This is a genomic window from Aromatoleum tolulyticum (genome assembly GCF_900156155.1).
Lineage (GTDB): Bacteria > Pseudomonadota > Gammaproteobacteria > Burkholderiales > Rhodocyclaceae > Aromatoleum > Aromatoleum tolulyticum.
Genome location: NZ_FTMD01000005.1, coordinates 311504 through 334224 on the forward strand (window position 1 = coordinate 311504; position 22721 = coordinate 334224).

A 22721-nucleotide genomic window follows, 5' to 3' on the forward strand; every position below is an offset into this window, starting at 1 on the left:
ACTTGCAAATGGTTCCCATTGCAGGCAGTATAGTTGCGAATGATTCGCAATACCGATGAGGGATGATATGGATGCACTGATTGTGGGAGCAGATCGCCTCGGCAACATTCCGAATGTCTTGTCGGAGTTCGGCATTCGCATTGCGGGGCACGTAAGCGGCCGTGAAACCGCGCATCAGCGCCGCACGGCGACTCTGCCTGCCGGTATCGGCATGGTGATTCTCTTCACGGATTTCCTTGGCCACAACGTGATGCAGCGCTTCCGCGAAGCGGCCAGCAAGGAGGGGGCAGCGGTGGTGTGCTGCAGGCGGTCCGTATGCGCACTCCAGCAGGCGCTCGGAAAGCGCGTGGACAGGAGCGACTGCGCGGCGTGCCGTGCCGACTGCGCCAGGCACTGAGGTGGCGCGGAGGAGGGGCGTCAGCGCTCGAACGAGAACCTTACAGGCAGGCGAATTCGATGACGTCGTGGCTTTCCGAGGACGATCGGCCCAATGCAATCTGGCCGCGTTTTCTCAGGACCACTTCCTCGTGCGACAGAACGAATTCACGTTCTCCGTCAATGGCGACAAAGGTGCCGTTGCTGCTCCGGTCGACCAGAACGAACTTGTCGCCGCGCAGTTCGATGTAGGCGTGTTCGCGGGAAGCCCGCGTGTCTGTAACGCGTATCTCCGCGGAAGCCGCACGGCCCAGCCGGGCGCTCGGCATCTGGGCGTTCAGGGTCAGCCAGCGATTCGCAATGCTCAGCCGCAACTCGGGCGCGTCTTCGGCGTCGAGTTTCACGCTCTGTACTACTGTCAGATCGCCCGCTGATTCACAAACGAGCTCGAACGGGGCAGTCAGACGCGACACGCCCCGCAGGCTTCTGCTCTGGAGCGGATGCAGGAGATTGCGCCATTCGGGCTTCAACTCCTGGACGCATTGTTCGGATGCTATCGCACGGCCCGGAGTCGCCAGTTCGAGCAGACGGGCCGCGACATTCACCGTATCACCGAAGACGTCTTCTTCGCTGACGATCACCGTTCCGGTGTGGAACGCGACGCGAACGGCCATTTTCTGTCCGGATACGCGCGGAAGATCCTGAACGACGTTGTGGATCCTTATCGCCGCCTCGGGCGCGTCGTTCGGATCGGAAAAAACCGCGAGCAGTCCATCTCCGGTGTTCTTGATGACTCTGCCGCCGCAGGCCTGGATCTCCTGTCGCATCCCGAGCAGGCATTGCTCGACAAGACGGTAGGCGGCGGCGTCCCCCGCACTCTCGTAAAGCCTGGTGCTGCCGGCCAGGTCGGCAAAAAACACCGTGCAAGTGTCGGGGAAGGTTTCGGAGACCGTCATCTTTTCATTATAAGGAAACCCGGGCGGTACAGCGCACGTACGTCCCGGGAATGGGTCGATTTGGGGCCCGGTGATGCATTCCGCTATAATTCATGTATTGGAGTTCCCGGCCGGACCGGATCGTCTTTCCGGCTCATTCTCCGCCGGTTGTGCCGGTCATTCCCGACGTCACAGCGAAAACATCATCGCCCTCTCGGCCTTGCATATTTCCGTTTGTCCGGATCGTTCCGGTGTCTCCTGAGTGCAGTCGTGCGCAATGGGGGGCCATGTCGCCATGCCGAGGACGATCGCGGAGCGGAGTGTGGCGCCGGAAGTTCTCGCGATGGATCGTCGTGCAGCCGGATATTGCCTGTTTTCGAGGAGTTGAAATGGCGAAGGAAGAACTGCTGGAAATGGAAGGTGTTGTGAACGAGGTGCTTCCCGATACACGGTTCCGAGTGACGCTCGAGAATGGCGTGGAAGTCCAGGCATACGCGTCAGGCAAAATGCGCAAGCACCGCATCCGGATTCTTGCCGGCGACAAGGTGAGTGTCGAGTTGTCACCCTACGATCTGACAAAGGCTCGCATCAGTTTTCGCCACAAGGAAGAGCGGAGCGACGCGCCTGCCGCGCGCCCCCGCCAGTTTCGCAGTCGCTGAGTTCTCGTTGTCAGCGAAAGAAGCGCTGTTCGGCTTCGTCCCCGATGGTCATCCCTGTCGCCTTGGCCCTGGATAGCAGCTCCCAGAAATAGCGATACGAGGCCCGATCGTGGAGTTTTCCCTCGTGCTGGGTCGGACCCCAGCCAACCGCCTGCGCGTTGACGAGGATCTCGACGGCGGCCTCCACCTCGGAAAAGTCCGGGCGCATCGCCTCGACGATGGGCCGGATCTGGTTCGGGTGGATGCTCCACATGCGCAGGTAGCCGAATTCGCGGCGCGCGCGTTCGGCGTCCCGGCGGATGTAATCGAGATCCTTGAGTTCCGTGGTGACGTTGTGAGACGGGACGACGCCGTTGCCGAGCGCCGCCGCAGCGATCTCCGTTTTCGCCCGGACGACCAGCGGGTGAGTGAACTGGCCCGGACTGGTCATCGCGTTTCCCGGGATTGCTCCGTGGTGCCCGGACACGAAATCCATGAGCCCGAAATCGAGCGACTCGACGCTGTCCAGGGCTGCGATTTCCCATGCTTCGCGCAGTGCGCCGTGTGTTTCGATCAGCACGTGCACGGGAATGGCCTTGTCGATTCCGTGTGATCTCTCGATCGCGCGCAACGCCTGAATCTGTTCCGCCGCGTCCGTCGCAGAGCGCACTTTGGGCAGGGTGATGAAAGCAAGGTTCCGGCCCGCCCGTCCGACCAGAATGTCGAGATCTTGCCTCCAGTGACTGTGCGTGATGTCGTGAATGCGCGCCCCAACCCGTCCGAAACGATTGTCCGCTGACAGGATCATTTCGGCTGCCATCGCGGCGTGTTCCGCCTCGGCTCCGGCATGTGCACCGTCCTCGCAGTCGCATGTCACATCGAAGATCGGCCCGAACTCCTGTTGGAGTTGCAAGGCCTTTCGCATCAGCTTCTCCGAGCCGGCATAGTGGTCGACAGCGGGCAGGGCCGGGAAGGGTTTCTCCCCGGCGAAAAGAACGTCGGCAGGGTGTTGCATGAAGTTGTCCATAAACGTGTCGGGAGCCCGATTTTGCTGAAACTCGCGGGCAAAAAAAAGCCGCGGCGCACTGCCGCGGCTTTCCGTAGACGTCTTGCGTCGTCCGGTTACTTCAGCATGTCGGCAACTGCAGCGCGCTCGTCTTCGAGTTCGGCGAGGGTCTTGTTGATCTTCTCGCGCGAGTACTCGTCGATCTCGAGGCCCTGGATGATCTTGAATTCGCCGTTCTTGCACTCGCACGGGAAGCCGAACACGACGCCGACCGGAATGCCGTAGGAACCGTCGGACGGAACACCCATGGTGACCCAATCGTCGGAGCCGAGGGCCCAGTCGTGCATGTGGTCGATCGCCGCGTTTGCAGCCGAGGCGGCCGACGACAGACCGCGTGCGTCGATGATGGCAGCGCCGCGCTTGCCGACCGTCGGCAGGAAGACGTCGTTGTTCCAGGCGTGATCGTTAACGAGCGCCTTGACGGAGTCGCCGTTCGACGTGCAGAAGCGATAGTCGGCGTACATCGAGGGCGAGTGGTTGCCCCACACTACCATCTTCTTCAGGCTCGACACCGGGCGGCCGGTCTTGGCAGCGAGCTGGGACAGCGCGCGGTTGTGATCCAGGCGCAGCATGCCGTGGTAATTGTTCGGGTTGGTGCGACCAACCTTCTTGGCAGCGGCAGCGGCGATGTAGGCATTGGTGTTGCACGGGTTGCCGACGACGAGGACCTTGACGGTCTCCTTGGCGTTCTCGGCAATCGCCTTGCCCTGGACGGTGAAGATCGCGCCGTTCGCGGTCAGGAGGTCAGCACGCTCCATGCCGGGGCCGCGCGGGCGGGCGCCCACGAGCAGGCAGTAGTCCGCGTCCTTGAAGGCGACGTTCGGGTCGTCGGTCGCAACCATGCCGGCGAGCAGCGGGAAGGCGCAGTCTTCCAGCTCCATCATCACGCCCTTGACCGCCTTCTGGGCTTGCGGCAGATCGAGCAGTTGCAGGATCACGGGCTGATCTTTGCCCAGCATTTCGCCGCTGGCGATGCGGAACAGCAGGCTGTATCCGATCTGGCCGGCAGCGCCGGTGACGGCGACACGGACGGGGGCTTTGCTCATCTGAGTACTCCCTCTAAAGCGAATTGAAGAGAAGACGGTTTTGATTGTAGATCTTGCGCCCGCGATTGCAGCTCGGCGTTCGACGTTGGCAAACCGGAAAACGGTTTCCGGGGCGGGAGGATGGTAGAAGCAAGTCCGATGCGTGTCAATTAATGTCACTTGTCTTATATAAGACAACAGACCGATAATGGACGCTGAAAAAAATTTGTGATGAAATGCGCCCATGGCACAGGAATCCCCAACCTTCAGTCCGCTTTACCGGCAGATCAAGAGCTTGATTCTTCAGGCACTTGAGTCGGGTGAATGGCGTCCCGGGCAGGTGATTCCGAGCGAGCAGGAGCTCGCCTCGCGATTCAGTGTTTCCCAGGGGACGGTTCGCAAGGCGATCGACGAGATGGCAGCCGAGAACCTTCTCGTGCGCAAGCAGGGCAAAGGCACCTTCGTTGCGTCGCATAACGATCCGCGTGCGCTGTTCCGGTTCCTGCGTCTCGTTCCGATGGATGGCGATCTCGCCCATCCCCAGAGCGTGCCGATGGACTGCTGGCGCGCCAAGGCGGGGCAAGAGGCATCGCGCATGCTCGGTATCGAGCAGGGCGAGCCCATCATCATCGTGCGGCGTCTTCTCAGGTTTGCGCAAAAACCGGTGGTGATCGACGAGATCTATCTCCCGGGAGAGATTTTCCAGGGCTTGACGCTCGAGGTGCTGCAGAGCTGGAACGGCTCGCTCTACAGCCTGTTCGAGACGCGCTTCGGGTTGCGCATGATCCGTGCCCAGGAGCGGATTCGTGCCGTCGCGGCCGATCGGTCGACGAGCGAGACGCTGCGGGTGCAGGAAGGTACCCCGCTTCTCTCGGTCGAGCGGGTGACCTACACCTATGGCGATAAACCGGTTGAGTGGCGGCGTGGCCTGTATTCCACCGCCGAGCATTTTTATCTGAATGAATTGAATTGAGCGCGCGGGGCGGCGGAATGAATACGTTCCGCGTATATAATTCTCGCGCTTTGCAAGTTGGGAGAACCGCGTCGGGAAACCGTCGCCAAACTAGGGGTAAAACAATATGTCAGAAGCCATAGTGCGAAAGCAGCGGCCCAAATTCCTGGCCCTGCACGAAATCCGGCTCCCGTTGCCGGGAATCGTTTCCATTCTTCATCGGGTCAGCGGGGCGGGGCTGTTCCTGATGCTGCCTTTCCTCTTGTACCTGCTCGACCGCAGCCTCGCTTCGCCCGAGTCTTTTGCGGCGTACAAGAGCGTTGTCGGCAACCCTCTCGTCAAAATTCTCCTGCTGGGCCTTCTCTGGGCCTACATGCATCACTTCTGCGCGGGCATTCGCTTCCTTCTGCTCGATCTTCACAAGGGCATCGACCTCCAGTCTGCCCGTAACAGCTCGCGCATCGTGCTGGCTGTCAGCATCGCGCTGACCGTGATCATTGGAGTGAAGCTATGGTAAATCGTATTGTCGTCGGTGCTCACTACGGGCTGCGTGACTGGATTGCGCAGCGCGCAACGGCGCTGTTCATGGTGGTGTTCACCATCTTGTTCGCTGCGGCTGCACTCGGTCTGCCCGAGATGAGCTATCAGACATGGTCCGGCCTGTTCCGTAACGGCATCGTGCGGTTCTTCGCATTCCTGTTCTTCCTGGCGCTCTTTTATCACGCCTGGATCGGGGTGCGTGACATCTACATGGACTACATCAAGCCGGTCGGCGTGCGTCTGGCCCTGCATCTTGTAACGATTTTCCTGCTCGTCGGCTACGCCGGCTGGGCTGCGCAGATTCTTTGGAGGCTGTGAGCGTGACTGTCGCTAAGCGTACTTTTGACGCAGTTATCGTTGGCGCCGGCGGTGCCGGTTTGCGTGCGGCCCTGCAACTTTCCGAGTCCGGTCTGAAGACTGCCGTGCTTACCAAGGTCTTTCCGACCCGTTCGCATACCGTCGCCGCGCAGGGCGGTGTTGCCGCGTCGCTGGGCAACTCGACCGAGGATAACTGGCACTGGCACATGTACGACACCGTCAAGGGGTCGGACTGGCTGGGCGACCAGGATGCCATCGAATTCATGTGCCGCAAGGCTAACGAAGTGGTCGTCGAGCTCGAACATTACGGCATGCCCTTCGATCGCACCGACAACGGCAAGATCTACCAGCGTCCGTTCGGCGGTCACTCGCAGAACTACGGCCAGTCGCCCGTGTCGCGCTCCTGTGCCGCCGCCGACCGTACCGGCCACGCCATGCTGCATGCGCTGTATCAGCGCAACGTGCGCGCCAACACGCAGTTCTTCGTCGAGTGGATGGCGCTTGATCTCATCCGCAACGCGGACGGCGACGTCCTCGGCGTCACCGCGCTGGAAATGGAAACGGGCGAAGTCTCGATCTTCCACGCCAAAGCAACGATCTTCGCCACTGGCGGCGCCGGTCGCATCTTCCACAGCTCGACGAACGCGTTCATCAACACCGGCGACGGCCTCGGGATGGCTGCGCGGGCCGGCGTTCCGCTCGAGGACATGGAGTTCTGGCAGTTCCACCCGACCGGTGTGTTCGGTGCGGGCGTGCTGATCACCGAAGGCGTGCGCGGCGAAGGCGGCATTCTGCGCAACGCGTCCGGCGAGCGCTTCATGGAGCGCTATGCGCCTAACCTCAAGGATCTCGCATCGCGCGACGTCGTTTCGCGTTCGATGGTCACCGAGATCAATGAAGGTCGCGGCTGCGGTCCCGACAAGGATCACGTGCTGCTGGATATCACGCACCTGTCGCCGGAAACGATCATGAAGCGGCTGCCGGGTATCCGTGAAATCTCGATCCAGTTTGCCGGCGTCGATCCGATCAAGGCCCCGATCCCGGTCGTGCCGACCGCGCATTACCAGATGGGCGGTATCCCGACGAACTACAAGGGCCAGGTCGTAGCACCGAAGGGTGGCAATGTGAACGCACCGGTCACTGGTTTCTACGCAGCCGGCGAATGTGCCTGCGCATCCGTGCATGGCGCGAACCGGCTCGGTACCAACTCGCTGCTCGATCTGCTGGTGTTCGGCAAGTCGGCGGGCGAGTCGGTCGTTGAGGATTTGAACAGCGGGAATCTCAGCCTCAAGCCCCTGCCGGCCGATGCCGCTGACGTGTCCCTCGCGCGTCTCGCGCGCCTCGAAGGGCAGACGAACGGCGAGAGCGTGTTCGACGTCGGCCTCGACATGCGCCGCACGATGCAAAAGCACGCGGGCGTGTTCCGGTTCGACAACCTGCTGAAGGAAGGCGTCTCGCAGATCCTGTCAGTGGCTGAACGGGCCAAGCGTACCGAGATCAAGGACAAGTCGAAGGTCTGGAATACGGCACGTACCGAAGCGCTCGAACTCGACAACCTCATCGAAGTCGCGAAGGCGACGATGGTGTCGGCAGAGGCGCGGAAGGAGTCCCGCGGCGCCCACGTGCGCGATGACGCACCCGATTCGCCGGAATTCCCGAATGGCCGTAACGACAATGAATGGCTCAAGCACACGCTGTGGTTCAGCGAGGGGAACCGGCTCGAATACAAGCCGGTGACGATGCGGCCGTTGTCGCAAGATGTCGAGCCGATTGCGCTCGCGAAGCGCACCTACTGAGCGCGGGAGAAATACTGAAATGACCAAGCGCACCATTCAATTGAAGATGTACCGCTACGATCCGGACAAGGACGACAAGCCGTACATGCAGGACTACACCCTCGAACTGGAGCCGTCGGACAAGAAGCTGCTCGACGCGCTGGTTCGCCTGAAGTCGAAGGACGATTCGCTGTCGTTCCGTCGCTCTTGCCGCGAAGGCGTTTGCGGTTCGGATGCAATGAACGTGAACGGCAAGAACCGGCTCGCGTGCCTCACCGACATCGACAGCTTGCCGCAGCCGATCGTGCTGCGTCCGCTGCCGGGGTTGCCGGTGATCCGCGATCTGATCGTCGACATGACTCAGTTCTTCAAGCAGTACCACTCGATCAAGCCGTACCTGATCAACGATGCGCCGGCGCCCGAGCGCGAGCGCCTGCAGTCGCCGGAAGACCGTGAGGAACTCAACGGTCTCTACGAGTGCATCCTGTGCGCCTGCTGCTCGACGTCGTGCCCGTCGTTCTGGTGGAACCCCGACAAGTTCGTCGGTCCGGCGGGCTTGCTTGCAGCGTACCGCTTCCTCGCCGACACGCGCGACGAGGCCACGACCGAGCGTCTGGATAATCTTGAGGATCCGTATCGCCTGTTCCGCTGCCACAGCATCATGAACTGCGTCGACGTGTGTCCGAAGAGTCTGAATCCGACGCGCGCGATCGGCAAGATCAAGGACATGATGGTCAGCCGGGCAGTATGAGCATCAACCGGGGACGCGTGCGCTGGCAGTGTCGTCGGGCTCTTCTGGAGCTCGATCTCGTCTTCGCACGCTTTCTGGAAAGGGACTTCGACCGTCTTACCGACGGTCAGTTGGCGGACCTCGAGGATTTGCTCCGTTGCGAGGATCATGACCTGTGGGCCATGGTCAACGGGAGCAATCCTTGCGAGGTCGACCGCTGGAAGGAGATGATCGGACTGCTGAGTCAACGCTGACTCGGCAGGACGGTCGTCACAGGGAGCTAGTAGTTAATACGGGCACGCATAAGGGATGACCTATGAGCACTGAACGCACCGCAACGCTTACCGTCGATGGCAAGACCGTCGAATTCCCGGTGATGACCGGTACCCACGGGAACGATGTCATCGACATCCGCACGCTGGGTGCCAAGACCGGTCTCTTCACCTACGACTCCGGGTTCCTTTCGACCGCGAGCTGCAAGTCCACGATTACCTTCATCGACGGTGACAAGGGCGAGCTGCTGTATCGGGGTTATCCCATCGAGCAACTGGCGGAGAAGTGCAACTTCCTCGAAGTTGCGTATCTCCTGAAGAACGGCGAGCTGCCGAACGCCGTGCAGAAGGGTGAGTTCGAGACGACGATCAAGAACCACACGATGCTGCACGACCAGATGACGAAGTTCTACTCGGGCTTCCGTCGTGACGCGCATCCGATGGCGGTCATGGTCGGCGTGGTCGGCGCCCTGTCGGCGTTCTACCACGAGGCGATGGACTTCTCGGATGCTGCACACCGCAACATCTCGATCAACCGTCTGATCGCCAAGCTGCCGACGATCGTTGCGATGGCCTACAAGTACAACATGGGCCAGCCGTTCATGTACCCGCGCAACGACCTGGACTACACGGCGAACTTCATGCACATGATGTTCGGTACGCCGTGCGAGAAGTACGAGCCGAACCCGGTGCTCGTGCGTGCGCTCGACGTCATCTTCACGCTGCACGCCGACCACGAGCAGAACGCCTCCACCTCGACGGTCCGTCTGGCCGGCTCGTCGGGCGCAAACCCGTTCGCCTGCATCTCGGCGGGTATTGCCTGCCTGTGGGGCCCGGCACACGGCGGCGCGAACGAAGCCTGCCTGAACATGCTGGAACAGATCGGCGACGTGTCGCGCGTCGGCGAGTTCATCAAGCGCGCGAAGGACAAGAACGACAGCTTCAAGCTGATGGGCTTCGGTCACCGCGTGTACAAGAACTTCGACCCGCGCGCGAAGCTGATGGGCAAGGTCTGCGCCGATGTCCTCGGCGAACTGGGTCTCGAGAACGATCGCCTGTTCAAGCTGGCGAAGGAACTGGAGAAGATCGCGCTGGAAGACGAGTACTTCGTCGAGAAGAAGCTGTACCCGAACGTCGACTTCTACTCCGGCATCGTCCAGAAGGCGTTGGGCATCCCGACGTCGATGTTCACGTGTATCTTCGCGCTGGCCCGTACGGTGGGTTGGATCACCCAGTGGGAAGAAATGATCACTGATCCCGAGTACAAGATCGGTCGCCCGCGCCAGCTGTACATCGGTGCGGCGCGCCGGAGCGTTCCGGACCTGGCCCAGCGTCCGTAACTGATGATCAAGGGCGGGAGAGAATCCCGGCAATGATCTCCGCGGGATGGTCGTTCGACGCGGCCATCCCGTTTTTGTTCGGAGATGCCGGGCATGTAGCGTCGAGTAGCCCAAGCAATGCAATAAGACTACAGGTGGCATAACAATGACCATTCAACAACGATCCACTTCTCACTTGTTCGGCAGCAATGCGCCGTTCATCGAGGAGCTCTACGAGAATTACCTGTCCGATCCGGCGTCGGTGCCGGAATCGTGGCGTGCCTATTTCGACAACCTTCAGTCGCAGAGCGGTGCAGCATTGCGCGATGTGGCGCATGGCCCCGTGATCGCGGCGTTCGCCGAGATGGCCAAGCGCGGCCCGGTCCGCGCGGTTACCTCTGAGGGTGACGACAAGCGTCAGGTGAGCACGCTCCAGCTCATCAACGCCTACCGTTTCCTCGGCAACCGCTGGGCAAATCTCGACCCGCTGCGTCGTACCGAACGGCCCCACATCGCCGAACTGGAGCCGTCGTACTACGGCTTTACCGAGGCCGACCTGTCCCGCAGCTTCAATACGGGTTCGTTCCACGGTTTTTCGACCGACCACGCCACGCTGCGCGAGATCCTCGAAGCGGTGCGCCAGACCTACTGCGGTTCGGTCGGCTCGGAATACATGTACATTTCCGACATTTCGCAGAAGCGCTGGATCCAGGCGCGCCTCGAGAGCGTGCGCGCGACCCCGCGTTACGACGCTGCGAAGAAAAAGCGCATCCTGGAGCGCACGACTGCTGCGGAAACTCTCGAGCGTTATCTGCACACGAAGTATGTCGGACAGAAGCGCTTCTCGCTGGAAGGCGGCGAGTCGGCGATTGTCGCGATGGATGAGCTGATCAGCGTGGGCGGTTCCCTTGGCGCGCAGGAAATCGTCATCGGCATGGCTCACCGCGGCCGTCTGAACGTGCTCGTGAATACGCTGGGCAAGTCGCCGTCGATGCTGTTCTCGGAATTCGAGGGCAAGGCTGCTGCGGACCTGACCGCGGGCGACGTGAAATACCACATGGGCTTCTCCAGCGACGTCATGACGTCGGGAGGTCCGATGCACCTCACGCTGGCGTTCAATCCGTCGCACCTCGAGATCATCAATCCGGTGGTCGAAGGTTCCGTATACGCCCGTCAGGTTCGTCGCAACGACGAGGCCAAGAGCCAAGTCATTCCCGTCTTGATCCATGGTGACGCTGCGGTGGCGGGGCAGGGCGTGAACCAGGAAATGCTGAATTTCTCGCAGACCCGCGGCTATGGCACGGGCGGCACCGTTCACATCGTCATCAACAACCAGATCGGCTTCACAACCTCGGACCCGCGCGACTACCGCAGTTCGCTGTATTGCACGGACATCTTCAAGATGGTCGAAGCACCGATCTTCCACGTGAATGGTGACGATCCCGAAGCCGTTGCGTTTGCCACTCAGCTGGCCGTCGAATTCCGCCAGGAATTCAAGAAGGACGTGGTCGTCGACATCATCTGCTTCCGCAAGCTCGGCCACAACGAGCAGGACGAGCCGATGGTGACGCAGCCGCTGATGTATCGCACCATCCAGAAGCATGTGGGCACCCGCAAGCTGTATGCCGACCGTCTCGTCGCCGAGGGTACGTGCCAGGCGGATGAACCCGAGCGCATGATCGCCGAGTATCGCGAGCATCTCGATCGCGGCGAACTTCTGTCCAATCCCGTTCTGCCCGGTCACAATCGCCAGTTCTCGGTGGACTGGACGCCGTTCCTCAAGAAGGCGTACAGCGACGAATGCGACACCGCGATCCCGGTCAGCGAGATCAAGCGCCTTGGCGAGCGGCTGGCGACGATTCCGCAGACCTTCACGCTGCACTCGCGCGTGAAGAAGATCATCGACGACCGTGCGGCAATGGCCAGCGGCGAGCAGGCGCTGGACTGGGGCATGGGCGAGAACCTCGCTTACGCGAGTCTGCTGGCTCAGGGTTTCCCCGTGCGGCTCTCCGGTGAAGACGTCGGTCGTGGCACTTTCTTCCATCGGCACGCCGTGCTGCACGACCAGAAGCGCGAGCGCTGGGACGAGGGTATCTATAAGCCGCTGGATCACATCCAGGACGGGCAGGCTGGCTTCCAGTGCCATGACTCGGTGCTCTCGGAAGAGGCGGTGCTGGCCTTCGAATACGGTTATTCGACGACCGAGCCGAACGAGCTGGTCGTCTGGGAAGCCCAGTTCGGTGATTTCGTGAACGGTGCGCAGGTCGTGATCGACCAGTTCATCAGCTCCGGTGAAGCGAAGTGGGGCCGGTTGAGCGGCCTCGTGATGATGCTTCCGCACGGTTATGAGGGACAGGGGCCCGAGCATTCGTCGTGCCGTCCCGAGCGCTTCATGAGCCTCGCTGCCGAGAACAACTGGCAGATCTGCGTTCCGACGACGCCCGCCCAGGTCTTCCACCTGCTGCGTCGCCAGATGCTGCGCAAGCTGCGCAAGCCGCTCATCATCGTCACCCCGAAGTCGCTGCTGCGTCACAAGGAAGCGATCTCGACAATCGACGAACTGGCCACCGGCAGCTTCCAGACCGTGATCCCCGAGGTCGAGAAGCTCGATCCGAAGAAGGTCAAGCGCGTGGTGCTGTGCCAGGGCAAGATCTATTACGAACTGCTCGCTCATCGTCGTGAGAACAAGATCACCGACACGGCGCTTGTCCGTATCGAGCAGATCTATCCGTTCCCGACGGAAGCCTTCGCTGCGGCGATCAACCAGTTCCCGAACGCCAAGGAAGTCGTCTGGGTTCAGGAAGAGCCGCGCAATCAGGGGGCGTGGTACTGGCTGGCTTCGCGCCAGCACCTGGTCAACGTCTTGGGCACCAAGCGCAAACTGCTGCTCGTCAGCCGTCCGGCATCGGCTTCGCCGGCGGTGGGCTACTACGCCAAACACAACGCGCAGCAGAAGGCCGTCATCGAGAATGCATTCGGTCCCATTCAGGACACGACGCAACAATCACCCAACTAATAAGCAAAAGCTCGAACTTCGGGAGAAGGATACATGCTGATTGAAGTGAAAGTTCCGCAACTGTCGGAATCGGTTTCTGAAGCCACGCTGGTTTCGTGGCACAAGAAGGAAGGCGACGCAGTGTCGCGGGATGAGAACCTGATCGACATCGAGACGGACAAGGTGGTCCTCGAGACCCCGGCTCCGGCCGATGGCGTGCTCGTCAAGATCGTCAAGGCAAACGGCGAAAACGTGACGTCGGGCGAACTGATCGCCCAGATCGACACCGAAGCCAAGGCCGCCGCCGGTGCGGCGGCTCCTGCGGTTGCCCCGGCTGCTGCGGCGCCCGCCGCGGCACAGGCGGCCGCTGCGGCCGGAGCGGCCAGCCCGGCTGCACGCAAGATTCTCGAAGAGAAGGGCATCGCGAGCTCCGACGTTGCCGGTTCCGGCCGCGGCGGGCGCGTGACGAAGGAAGATGCGGTCGCGGCTCAGCCGCGCGCTGCCGCTCCGACCGCGGCACCGGCCTCGCTCACTCTGACCGGTGATCGTCCCGAAGAACGCGTGCCGATGACGCGTCTGCGCGCGCGCATCGCCGAACGCCTGATCCAGTCGAAGAACGAAAACGCGATCCTGACGACGTTCAACGAAGTGAACATGGCCCCGGTCATGGCACTGCGCAAGCAATATGGCGACAAGTTCGAAAAGGCGCACGGCGTCCGTCTCGGCTTCATGGGCTTCTTCGTCAAGGCTGCGGTTGCGGCACTCAAGAAGTTCCCTGTCCTGAACGCGTCGGTTGACGGCACGGACATCATCTACCACGGCTACATCGACATCGGCATTGCCGTCGGTTCGCCGCGCGGTCTGGTAGTGCCCATCCTGCGTGATGCGGACCAGATGTCGATCGCCGACATCGAGAAGAAAATTGCCGAGTTCGGCCAGAAGGCGAAGGACGGCAAGCTGTCGCTTGAGGAGCTCTCCGGCGGAACGTTCTCGATTTCCAACGGTGGCGTGTTCGGCTCGATGCTGTCGACGCCGATCATCAACCCGCCGCAGTCAGCCATCCTCGGAATCCACGCGACCAAGGACCGCCCGGTGGTCGAAAATGGCCAGATCGTGATCCGTCCGATCAACTACCTGGCTATGTCGTATGACCACCGCATCATCGACGGCCGTGAAGCTGTGCTCGGCCTCGTGACGATGAAGGAAGCTCTGGAAGATCCGGCCCGTCTGATCCTCGACGTGTAATCGACATAGTGCGTGGTGCCCCGCCGGACCGGCGCGTCCGGCGGGGCACCACGCCATTTCCTTTTTCCGGAGTAAATGATGGCTGACAAGCAATTCGACGTACTCGTCATCGGCGGCGGGCCTGGCGGGTACGTGGCGGCGATTCGTGCCGCACAACTGGGTTTCAAGACGGCGTGCGCCGAGTCGCATCCGTACGCCGATCCGAAGGGCGAGCCGCGTCTCGGCGGTACCTGCCTGAACGTCGGGTGCATCCCCTCCAAGGCCTTGTTGCATACCTCGCACCTGTTCGAAGAGGCGGAACACGCATTCGAGGGCCAGGGCATCAAGGTGAGCGGTGGCGTGAGCATCGACGTGCCGACGATGATCGGCCGCAAGAACAAGGTCGTGGACCAGCTTACCCAGGGCATCAAGGGCCTGTTCAAGAAGAACAAGGTGACCTTCCTGGCAGGGCACGGCAGCTTCGAAAGCGCCGGCGCCGGCGGTTATGTCGTCAAGGTCGGCAACGAAACGGTCGAGGCCAAGCACGTCATCATCGCGACGGGCTCCAAGCCCCGTCATCTGCCCGGCATTCCGGTCGATAACAAGATCGTTTGCGACAACGTCGGTGCGCTGGACTTCGATGCGGTGCCGAAAAAGCTGGGCGTCATCGGCGCCGGCGTGATCGGCCTGGAAATGGGGTCGGTGTGGCGTCGCCTGGGCGCGGAAGTGACCGTGCTCGAAGCGTTGCCTGACTTCATGGGTTTCGCCGACGTGGATGTGGCCAAGGAAGCGCTGAAAGTCTTCGCGAAGCAGGGGCTGAAGATCCAGACCGGCGTGACCATCGGCGACACGAAAGTGACCAAGAAGGGCGTGTCGATCGCCTACACCGACAAGGACGGCAAGGAAGCGAAGCTGGACTGCGATCGCCTGATCGTGTCCGTTGGCCGTGTCCCGAATACCGATGGCCTGAACGCAGCGGCAGTCGGTCTGAACGTGAATGAACGCGGCCAGATCGTCGTCGACGGACACTGCAAGAGCAACCTGCCGAACGTCTACGCGGTTGGCGACGTCGTCCGCGGGCCGATGCTTGCGCACAAGGCGATGGAAGAGGCCGTCATGGTGGCTGAAATCATCGCGGGCCAGGCCGGGCACTGCAACCTCGACATGGTTCCGGGCGTGATCTACACGTCTCCCGAGATCGCCTGGGTCGGCAAGACCGAGCGGCAACTGAAGGCCGAAGGCGTCGCTTACCGGGCCGGCAAGATCCCGTTCATGGCCAACGGCCGTGCGCTCGGTTCGGGCGACCCCACGGGTTTCGTCAAGATGCTGGCCTGCGCCTCGACTGACCGTATCCTCGGTGTGCACATCATCGGCGCCAATGCCTCCGAGCTGATCTCGGAAGCCGTCGTCGCGATGGAGTTCGGCGCGGCGTCGGAAGACCTGGCGCGCATCTGCCACGCCCACCCGACCCTGTCGGAAGTGGTGCACGAGGCGGCACTCGCGGTGGACAAGCGTCCGCTGCATTTCTGATCGGCCTTCCGGCTGGTCGCTCATGGGGTGGACCGGGATAGTCCCCGGCCACCCTTGTTTTTTCGCATTATGGTTTCAGGCAGGTTCCATGCCCCATCGCGTCCTGAATGTCCCGCAGTACGGGATGCTCGAGGCCTACGAGGCCCAACTCGCTGCTCGTGGTTACAAGTCGGATCCGGAGCAGCGCACCGCTGCACAGCGATTGCAGACACTCTATACGGATCTCGTAGGGTTCAAGGCGGCACGGCGCAGTGCCCTGCGCAAGCTTTTCGCGCGACCGCAGATGCCGCGCAGCGTGTATTTCTGGGGTGGAGTGGGGCGCGGAAAGAGCTTCCTGATGGATTGCTTTTACGATTCGGTGCCGTATCAACGCAAGCGGCGGGTGCACTTCCATGCGTTCATGCAGGAGGTGCAGAACGACCTGAAGGAGTTCAACAACGAGCCGGATCCCTTGCAGCGCGTTGCAGACCGTGTCGCGAAGGAAACGCGGTTGTTGTGCTTCGACGAATTTCATGTGTCCGACATCGCTGACGCGATGATTCTCGGGCGCCTGCTCGATGCGCTGTTAGCCCGCGGGGTCATCTTCGTGATGACTTCGAACTATCCGCCGGATGGGTTATATCCGAACGGGTTGCAGCGCATCAACTTCGTGCCGACGATCGAGATGATCAAGCGGCGCTTCGACGTATTCGAGGTCGATCACGGCACCGATTACCGGCTGCGAACCCTCGAACAGATGGAAATCTACCTCGTGCCGGCCGACGGGGCGGCGGAACGCAAGATGCGCGACGATTTCTATCATCTGGCGGCAAGCGAGCCGGCCGCGGGAGAGATAGACCTGTTCGAGCGCAGGCTGCCGGTTCTCGGTCATGCGACCGGCGTGATCTGGTTTGATTTCGCGACCCTCTGCGGGGGGCCCCGCTCGCAAAATGATTACCTCGAGATCGCGCGGGAGCACCACACGCTGATCCTGTCGGGTATCCCGCGAATGAACGCGGGCAACGCCTCGGAAGCGCGGCGTTTCACCTGGCTTGTCGACGTCTTGTACGACCACCGGGTGAAACTGATCGCCAGCGCCGAGGTCGACGCTGCGGAACTGTACACGCAGGGGCATAACGCGCATGAATTCGTACGCACGGTAAGCCGTCTGATCGAGATGCGTAGCCGTGAATACCTTGCTCAGGGCCACCGCGTAGATTGAGCCCGAGACCGGCCAATCGGGGAGCCGTGGATCAACGATGACCGATCTGGAAACCGCCTTTTCGCCGGACGGCCCTCTTGCAGAGGCTATTCCGTCGTTTCGTCCGCGAGCGCAGCAGCTCGAGATGGCGCGCCATATCGCCGATGCGCTGCGGGAGAATCGCGTCCTTGTGGCCGAAGCGGGCACCGGCACCGGAAAGACTTATGCCTATCTTGTACCGGCCTTGCTTTCCGGCGGAAAGATCATCCTGTCCACCGGGACCAAGACGCTGCAGGACCAGCTTTTCAATCGCGACCTTCCGACCATTCGGGCCGCCCTGAAGGTCCCCGTCACGATCGCGCTGCTGAAGGGACGCGCGAATTACGTGTGTCCCTATCATCTGGAGCGCAACGCGCGTGACGGACGTTTCCTCACGGCCCAGGATGCCGCTGATTTGCGCGCGATCGCGAGATTCGCCCAGGTCACCCAGAGCGGTGACAAGGCCGAATGCAGCGAAGTGCGGGAGGATTCTCCCGCGTGGTTTGCCGCGACATCAACACGGGACAATTGCCTGGGGCAGGAATGCCCCGATGTGAAGGAATGTTTCGTGCTGGCTGCCCGGCGCGCAGCGATGGATGCGGACGTGGTGGTCGTGAATCACCACCTCTTCTTCGCCGACGTGATGTTGCGCGACGAGGGGATGGGGGAACTGCTGCCTTCCTGCAACGCGGTGATTTTCGATGAGGCTCACCAGCTTCCCGAGACTGCCAGCCTGTTTTTTGGCGAGAGCGTGTCGACTGCACAAATCCTCGAGCTCGCGCGCGACACTCGATCGGAAACGCTTGCCGGCGCACGTGATTGCCGCGATCTGATCGACGCGACGCGCGCGCTCGAGAAGGCTGCGCGCGATTTCCGGCTGGCGTTCGGAAGCGAGCCCGCGCGTCTCTCGGCGGCACAGGTCGCGGCGCTGCCGGATTTCGACAAGTGCCTGGACGCGCTGAACGGAGAAATCGACGCATTCGCCGCGGTGCTCGAAACGCAGGCCGAACGCAGCGAGGGGCTCGCGAACTGCCTGCGTCGCACAGGCGAGATCGGCGAGCGGGTTGTCCGGTGGCGCTCGCCGGACGCGGGCGAGTTCATTCGCTGGGTCGAGGTGTTTCCGCAGTCCGCAGCGCTCAACGCGACCCCGCTTCATGTTTCGGGCGTCTTTCGGCGTCAGTTGGAGAGCCACCCTCGGGCGTGGATCTTCACGTCTGCCACCCTCGCTGTCGGACAGAATTTCACTCATTACTGCAACGAGATGGGGTTGAGCTGGATGGATCCGCCGCCAGTCACCGCCGTTTGGGGGAGCCCCTTCGACTATGCGAAGCAGGCGCTGCTGTATGCACCGGCCGGCATGCCCGATCCGAACCACCCCGAGTACGCCGAGGCTGTCGCGCGCGTCGCCTTGCCCCTGATTCGCGCCGCGCGCGGACGGACCTTTGTGCTGTGCACGTCTCTGCGCGCGATGAAGCGCATTCACGGACTGATCGGTGACGGACTGGAACGCGCAGGGGAAAAGCTGCCTCTGTTGCTGCAGGGCGAGGGGTCGCGTACCGAGTTGCTCGATCGCTTCCGACGTATGGGGAATGCGGTGCTCGTTGCAAGCCAGAGCTTCTGGGAGGGCGTCGATGTGCCCGGTGACGCCTTGTCGGTGGTCGTGATCGACAAGCTACCCTTCGCTCCGCCGGACGACCCCGTGCTCGCTGCGCGGGTGGAGCATCTGCAGAAGAGCGGGCACAATCCGTTCATGCACTACCAGCTGCCACGTGCAGTGATCAACATGAAGCAGGGGGCAGGTCGCCTGATTCGCAGCGAGCGCGATCTCGGCGTGCTGTGCATCTGCGACCCGCGGATGATCGACAAGCAATACGGCAAGATCGTCTGGCGGAGCCTGCCGCCGATGCGGCGCACTCGCGTGGAACCGGAGGCCGTCGCCTTTCTTGAGCAACTCCCGCCCCCAGGCGGGGCCTGATCTGCTTTCGATGCGAGAACACCCATGACTGCGACATCGGCACTGGCAAGAGATCCCCTCATCCAGGCGATTGCAGAGGGCGATTGCGAGGACATCGTCGAACGCATGAATCGTGGTTGCCAGTGCGTCTCGCTGGATCATGCCCGTTTGAAAACCGAGCTCGAACGCGATCCGCGCGATGGTGCGTTGCTCGCGACGATCAATGCGACCCGACCCCACCTTTTCGCCGATTCCGTCGCGTTCGTTGCCGAGCGCCATCTCGACGCGGCGGCTGCACTCGTCGAGGCGGTCGAGCACGTCGTCAGTTTGCCCGGCTGGCAGTCCGCGGTGCTGGAACACGCACCGGCGAGCGCGCGTGTCGATTGCGCGGCGAGTGGCGTGTTTCTCGGCTTCGATTTCCATCTCGGGGCGGACGGCCCGCGACTCATCGAAATCAACACCAATGCCGGCGGCGGCTTGCTGAACGTTGCACTTGCGCGTGCGCAGCGCGCATGCTGTGCCGAAGTAGTGCCGTTGGCGGCGCGTGGCGAGGAAGATCCGGAGCGCGCCTTCCTCGAGATGTTCATTTCCGAGTGGCGCGCTGTCCGCGGCAACGCACCGCTGCGCACGGTTGCGATCGTCGATCGTGATCCGCAGAGCCAGTATCTCCTGCCCGAATTCCTGCTGTTCCAGCGACTGTTCGAGCGCCACGGGTTGAAGGCATGGATCTGCGATCCGGCCGCACTGCGCTTTGTCGGGCGGCGACTCCTGCTCGACGGCGAAGAAGTGGACCTCGTATATAACCGGCTCACCGACTTCAGCCTCGACGAGCCCGTCTCGGCGGCCCTCTCCGACGCGTGGCATGCGCAGGCCTCCGTGATCACGCCGCACCCGCGCGCGCATGCGCTGTATGCAGACAAAGGCAATCTGGCGCTGTTGTGCGACGACGGTTTCCTTCAGTCGCTGGGTATCGACGCCGCCACGCGAAGCGTCCTCGTCGCAGGAATCCCGCGCACGGTGCGCGTGCGGGCGGAGGATGCCGATTCATTGTGGAAACACCGGCGCGAACTGTTCTTCAAGCCGGCGACGGGTTACGGCAGCCGGGCCGCGTACCGTGGCGACAAGCTGACCCGCAGCGTGTTCGCAAGCATCCTTGCAGGCGACTACATCGCTCAGGAGCTCGTTCCCCCGAGCGCCCGGCGCCTGTCCGTGGAAGGTGTGGCGACGGATCTGAAGATGGACCTGCGGGTCTACGCTTATCGAGGTGCGGTGCAATTGGCGGCTGCGCGCCTGTACCGCGGGCAGACGACCAACTTCCGTACGCCGGGGGGCGGTTTTGCAACGGTCGTTGCCTTGCCGTGCGCGCAGCGCGGCGCTTGAGTTATTCTTTGTTTCCGCCAATGGAAGACGCAACACGATGATCGTATTCGGTATCGCCGGCTGGTCCGGCTCGGGCAAGACGACCCTCATCGAAAAGCTGATTCCCGGCTTCAACGCCCGGGGACTCGCCGTGTCGGTGATCAAGCACGCCCATCACGGTTTCGATCTCGACAAACCCGGCAAGGACTCGTACCGCCATCGGGAAGCTGGTGCGAGTCAGGTGCTGATGCTGTCCAACGACCGATGGGTGTTGATGCACGAGCTGAGGGGTGCGCCGGAGCCGACGCTGGAAGAGCAGTTGCGCGTCTTGTCGCCGTGCGACGTCGTCCTGATCGAAGGCTTCAAGGCCGCGCCGGTGCCGAAGGTCGAAGTCCATCGCCCTGCTCATGGCAAGCCGCCCTTGTGGCAAGAGAATCCTCACGTCGTCGCGGTCGCTGCAGACGCCCCGCTGGACTGTCCCTTGCCCCTCCTGCCGCTCAACGAACCGGACGATATCGTCCGCTTCATCATCGAATACTCGTCCCGTCATGAATCCTGACATGCTGCCGTTCGACGAAGCACTTTCGAGCCTGCTTGCGAAAGTGCGGCCGATCCGTGAGATGGAGATGGTCGACACGCTGGTGTCGCACGGGCGCGTGCTCGCCGTCGATGTCCGGTCCCCGATCGCAGTGCCCGCGCTCGACACCTCGATGATGGACGGCTACGCGGTGCGCACTTGCGACGTGGTCGCTGCCGGAACGCGTCTGCCGGTATCGCAGCGCATACCCGCGGGTAGCGTGGGGACCACGCTGCAGCCCGGTACGGCGGCGCGCATCTTTACCGGGGCCCCGTTGCCGCCCGGAGCGGACGCTGTGGTGATGCAAGAGCTGTGCGAGCATTCCGGCGACGAGGTGATCATCAACCACGCTCCGCGCGCCGGAGAGGCGATGCGCGCCGCCGGCAGTGAAATCGCCGACGGTGACGTGGTCCTGCCCGCAGCGACCCGCATGCGCGCCCAGGAGATCGGGCTTGCCGCATCGGTCGGCATCGCCCAGCTTGCCGTCTTACGCCGGATGCGGGTCGCGCTGTTTTCCACCGGTGACGAACTCGTGATGCCGGGTGATTCGCTGCCGCCCGGCGGGGTCTACAACTCCAACCGCTTTCAGCTGCGCGTGCTTCTCGAACAGTTGGGCTGCGCCGTGACCGACTTCGGCATCGTTCCCGACCGGCTGGATGCGACGCGCGCCGTCCTGCGCGAGGCGGCGGAAGGTCACGACCTGATCCTGACCAGCGGCGGCGTATCGGTCGGCGAGGAAGATCACGTCAAACCTGCGGTGCAGGCCGAGGGGGCGCTGGATCTGTGGAAAATCGCGATGAAGCCGGGCAAGCCGCTCGCCTACGGTCACGTGGGGGCCGCGGCCTTCATCGGCCTGCCCGGCAATCCGGTGTCCAGTTTCGTCACTTTCCTGCTGATGGTTCGTCCCTTCATCCTCGCAACCCAGGGGGCGGCGTCGGTGATTCCCAAGGCGCTGATGCTGCGGGCGGATTTCGACTGGCCGAGACCCGATCGGCGGCGCGAATTCCTTCGCGCGCGCATCAACGATTCGGGGGGAGTGGAGATCCACGGCAACCAGGGCGCGGCAGCGTTGTCTTCCATCGTGTGGGCCGACGGGCTGGCCGATGTCCCTGCCGAAACTCCCATCCGGAAAGGTGAGATGATCCGTTTCTTGCCATACGGCCAACTGCTTTGCTGACACCATGACCGTAAAGATCCTGTACTTTGCCTCTCTCAAGGAAGCACTCGGGTGTGCCGAGGAGAGCTTTGTCCTTCCGTCGGGTGTATCGACCGTCGGCGAACTGCGTTCCTTCCTCGCCGACCGTGGCGAGAAGTGGAAAGCGCTCGGCGAGGGGCGGAACGTCCGCGCGGCGCGCAACCAGCGCATGGCGGCGGCGGCCGACCCGGTGTTGCCCGGCGATGAGATCGCCTTCTTTCCCCCGGTGACCGGAGGCTGAATCATGACGGTGAGCGTGCAGGCTGAAGACTTCGACGTCGGGGCGGAAATCGCGGCCTTGTCGGCCGAACGCAACGAGGTCGGTGCGGTCGCGACCTTCGTAGGCCTCGTGCGCGACGTGAGCGGCGGGTCAAGCGTCGGCGCGATGACGCTCGAACACTATCCGGGAATGACCGAGAAGTCCCTCGAGGAGATCGTCGAGCAGGCGTGCACGCGCTGGTCGCTGCACGGCGTCCGGGTGATCCACCGATTCGGACGGTTGGAACCTGGCGACCGGATCGTGTTCGTCGGCGTCGCGGGCGCCCACCGCGGAGAGACCTTCGCAGCGTGCGAATTCATCATGGATTACCTGAAAACGCGTGCGCCGTTCTGGAAGCTCGAAGAGACCCCCGAAGGCGCGCATTGGGTCGATGCCCGTGACAGCGACGACTCCGCCGCAGCGCGCTGGGAGCAGGGCAGCCGCTAGGCATTTCCCGCACCCGG

General features: G+C 62.4%; 22 protein-coding genes. 19 read left to right on the forward strand and 3 right to left on the reverse strand.

Going from position 1 to position 22721, the window contains the following annotated elements; genetic code table 11:
• The first annotated feature begins 67 nt into the window (after positions 1-67).
• Positions 68-397, forward strand: a complete 330-nt coding sequence (locus tag BW991_RS10085) for a DUF2325 domain-containing protein (RefSeq protein WP_076602012.1) — start codon at positions 68-70, stop codon at positions 395-397.
• A gap of 40 nt (positions 398-437) precedes the next feature.
• On the opposite strand, the gene BW991_RS10090 is transcribed toward BW991_RS10085, so the two are convergent.
• Positions 438-1331, reverse strand: coding sequence for an adenylate/guanylate cyclase domain-containing protein (locus BW991_RS10090; RefSeq protein ID WP_084205037.1), 894 nt, complete (start codon positions 1329-1331; stop codon positions 438-440).
• Positions 1332-1699: 368 nt separating this feature from the next.
• Between BW991_RS10090 and infA the strand changes: the two genes are divergently transcribed.
• Complete coding sequence (infA, locus tag BW991_RS10095; protein WP_076601959.1) at positions 1700-1969, forward strand: translation initiation factor IF-1; 270 nt, start codon at positions 1700-1702, stop codon at positions 1967-1969.
• A 10-nt stretch (positions 1970-1979) separates the two neighbouring features.
• Here the strand turns inward: infA and BW991_RS10100 are convergent, their stop codons facing one another.
• Positions 1980-2975 (reverse strand): HpcH/HpaI aldolase/citrate lyase family protein, encoded by a 996-nt coding sequence (locus tag BW991_RS10100; RefSeq protein ID WP_244551661.1) that lies wholly within the window; start codon positions 2973-2975, stop codon positions 1980-1982.
• 95 nt (positions 2976-3070) lie between these two features.
• Positions 3071-4060, reverse strand: coding sequence for a malate dehydrogenase (locus tag BW991_RS10105; protein WP_076601960.1), 990 nt, complete (start codon positions 4058-4060; stop codon positions 3071-3073).
• Between the two features lie 223 nt (positions 4061-4283).
• On the opposite strand from BW991_RS10105, the gene BW991_RS10110 reads away from it, so the two are divergent.
• The 17 genes from BW991_RS10110 to moaE all read left to right on the forward strand — a co-directional run bounded on the left by BW991_RS10110 (position 4284) and on the right by moaE (position 22704).
• A complete protein-coding gene (locus BW991_RS10110) occupies positions 4284-5012 on the forward strand; it encodes a GntR family transcriptional regulator (protein WP_050415629.1) in 729 nt (242 codons plus the stop codon).
• A 106-nt stretch (positions 5013-5118) separates the two neighbouring features.
• Positions 5119-5508 carry a succinate dehydrogenase, cytochrome b556 subunit gene (gene sdhC, locus BW991_RS10115; protein WP_076601961.1) on the forward strand — a complete coding sequence of 130 codons (390 nt, stop codon included), beginning with the start codon at positions 5119-5121 and terminating at the stop codon, positions 5506-5508.
• A complete protein-coding gene (sdhD, locus tag BW991_RS10120) occupies positions 5502-5849 on the forward strand; it encodes a succinate dehydrogenase, hydrophobic membrane anchor protein (protein ID WP_076601962.1) in 348 nt (115 codons plus the stop codon). Before sdhC ends, sdhD begins: the two co-directional genes overlap by 7 nt.
• Before the next feature lie 2 nt (positions 5850-5851).
• Positions 5852-7645: a succinate dehydrogenase flavoprotein subunit gene (gene sdhA, locus BW991_RS10125; RefSeq protein WP_076601963.1), complete on the forward strand. Its 1794-nt coding sequence runs from the start codon at positions 5852-5854 to the stop codon at positions 7643-7645.
• A gap of 19 nt (positions 7646-7664) precedes the next feature.
• The gene (locus BW991_RS10130) at positions 7665-8375 is read left to right on the forward strand and encodes a succinate dehydrogenase iron-sulfur subunit (protein ID WP_076601964.1); all 711 of its coding nucleotides are present in this window, start codon (positions 7665-7667) and stop codon (positions 8373-8375) included.
• Positions 8372-8608: an FAD assembly factor SdhE gene (locus tag BW991_RS10135; protein ID WP_076601965.1), complete on the forward strand. Its 237-nt coding sequence runs from the start codon at positions 8372-8374 to the stop codon at positions 8606-8608. The genes BW991_RS10130 and BW991_RS10135 overlap by 4 nt, the downstream gene beginning before the upstream one ends.
• 62 nt (positions 8609-8670) lie before the next feature.
• On the forward strand, positions 8671-9966 hold the full coding sequence (gene gltA / locus BW991_RS10140) for a citrate synthase (protein ID WP_076601966.1): 1296 nt from the start codon (positions 8671-8673) through the stop codon (positions 9964-9966).
• A gap of 145 nt (positions 9967-10111) precedes the next feature.
• Entirely contained in the window at positions 10112-12961 is a 2850-nt protein-coding gene (locus tag BW991_RS10145; RefSeq protein ID WP_076601967.1) for a 2-oxoglutarate dehydrogenase E1 component, read from the forward strand.
• 33 nt (positions 12962-12994) lie between these two features.
• The gene (gene odhB / locus BW991_RS10150) at positions 12995-14185 is read left to right on the forward strand and encodes a 2-oxoglutarate dehydrogenase complex dihydrolipoyllysine-residue succinyltransferase (protein WP_076601968.1); all 1191 of its coding nucleotides are present in this window, start codon (positions 12995-12997) and stop codon (positions 14183-14185) included.
• Between the two features lie 78 nt (positions 14186-14263).
• The gene (gene lpdA, locus BW991_RS10155) at positions 14264-15694 is read left to right on the forward strand and encodes a dihydrolipoyl dehydrogenase (protein ID WP_076601969.1); all 1431 of its coding nucleotides are present in this window, start codon (positions 14264-14266) and stop codon (positions 15692-15694) included.
• A gap of 88 nt (positions 15695-15782) precedes the next feature.
• A complete protein-coding gene (gene zapE / locus BW991_RS10160; protein WP_076601970.1) occupies positions 15783-16895 on the forward strand; it encodes a cell division protein ZapE in 1113 nt (370 codons plus the stop codon).
• Positions 16896-16932: 37 nt separating this feature from the next.
• Positions 16933-18888, forward strand: coding sequence for a DNA repair helicase YoaA (gene yoaA / locus BW991_RS10165; RefSeq protein ID WP_076601971.1), 1956 nt, complete (start codon positions 16933-16935; stop codon positions 18886-18888).
• A gap of 24 nt (positions 18889-18912) precedes the next feature.
• Positions 18913-20247, forward strand: a complete 1335-nt coding sequence (locus BW991_RS10170) for a hypothetical protein (RefSeq protein WP_076601972.1) — start codon at positions 18913-18915, stop codon at positions 20245-20247.
• 37 nt (positions 20248-20284) lie between these two features.
• Positions 20285-20785, forward strand: a complete 501-nt coding sequence (gene mobB / locus BW991_RS10175; protein ID WP_076601973.1) for a molybdopterin-guanine dinucleotide biosynthesis protein B — start codon at positions 20285-20287, stop codon at positions 20783-20785.
• The gene (locus tag BW991_RS10180) at positions 20775-21980 is read left to right on the forward strand and encodes a molybdopterin molybdotransferase MoeA (protein ID WP_076601974.1); all 1206 of its coding nucleotides are present in this window, start codon (positions 20775-20777) and stop codon (positions 21978-21980) included. Before mobB ends, BW991_RS10180 begins: the two co-directional genes overlap by 11 nt.
• A 4-nt stretch (positions 21981-21984) precedes the next feature.
• Positions 21985-22239, forward strand: a complete 255-nt coding sequence (gene moaD, locus BW991_RS10185) for a molybdopterin converting factor subunit 1 (protein ID WP_076601975.1) — start codon at positions 21985-21987, stop codon at positions 22237-22239.
• Between the two features lie 3 nt (positions 22240-22242).
• The gene (moaE, locus tag BW991_RS10190) at positions 22243-22704 is read left to right on the forward strand and encodes a molybdopterin synthase catalytic subunit MoaE (protein ID WP_076601976.1); all 462 of its coding nucleotides are present in this window, start codon (positions 22243-22245) and stop codon (positions 22702-22704) included.
• Positions 22705-22721 lie beyond the last annotated feature (17 nt).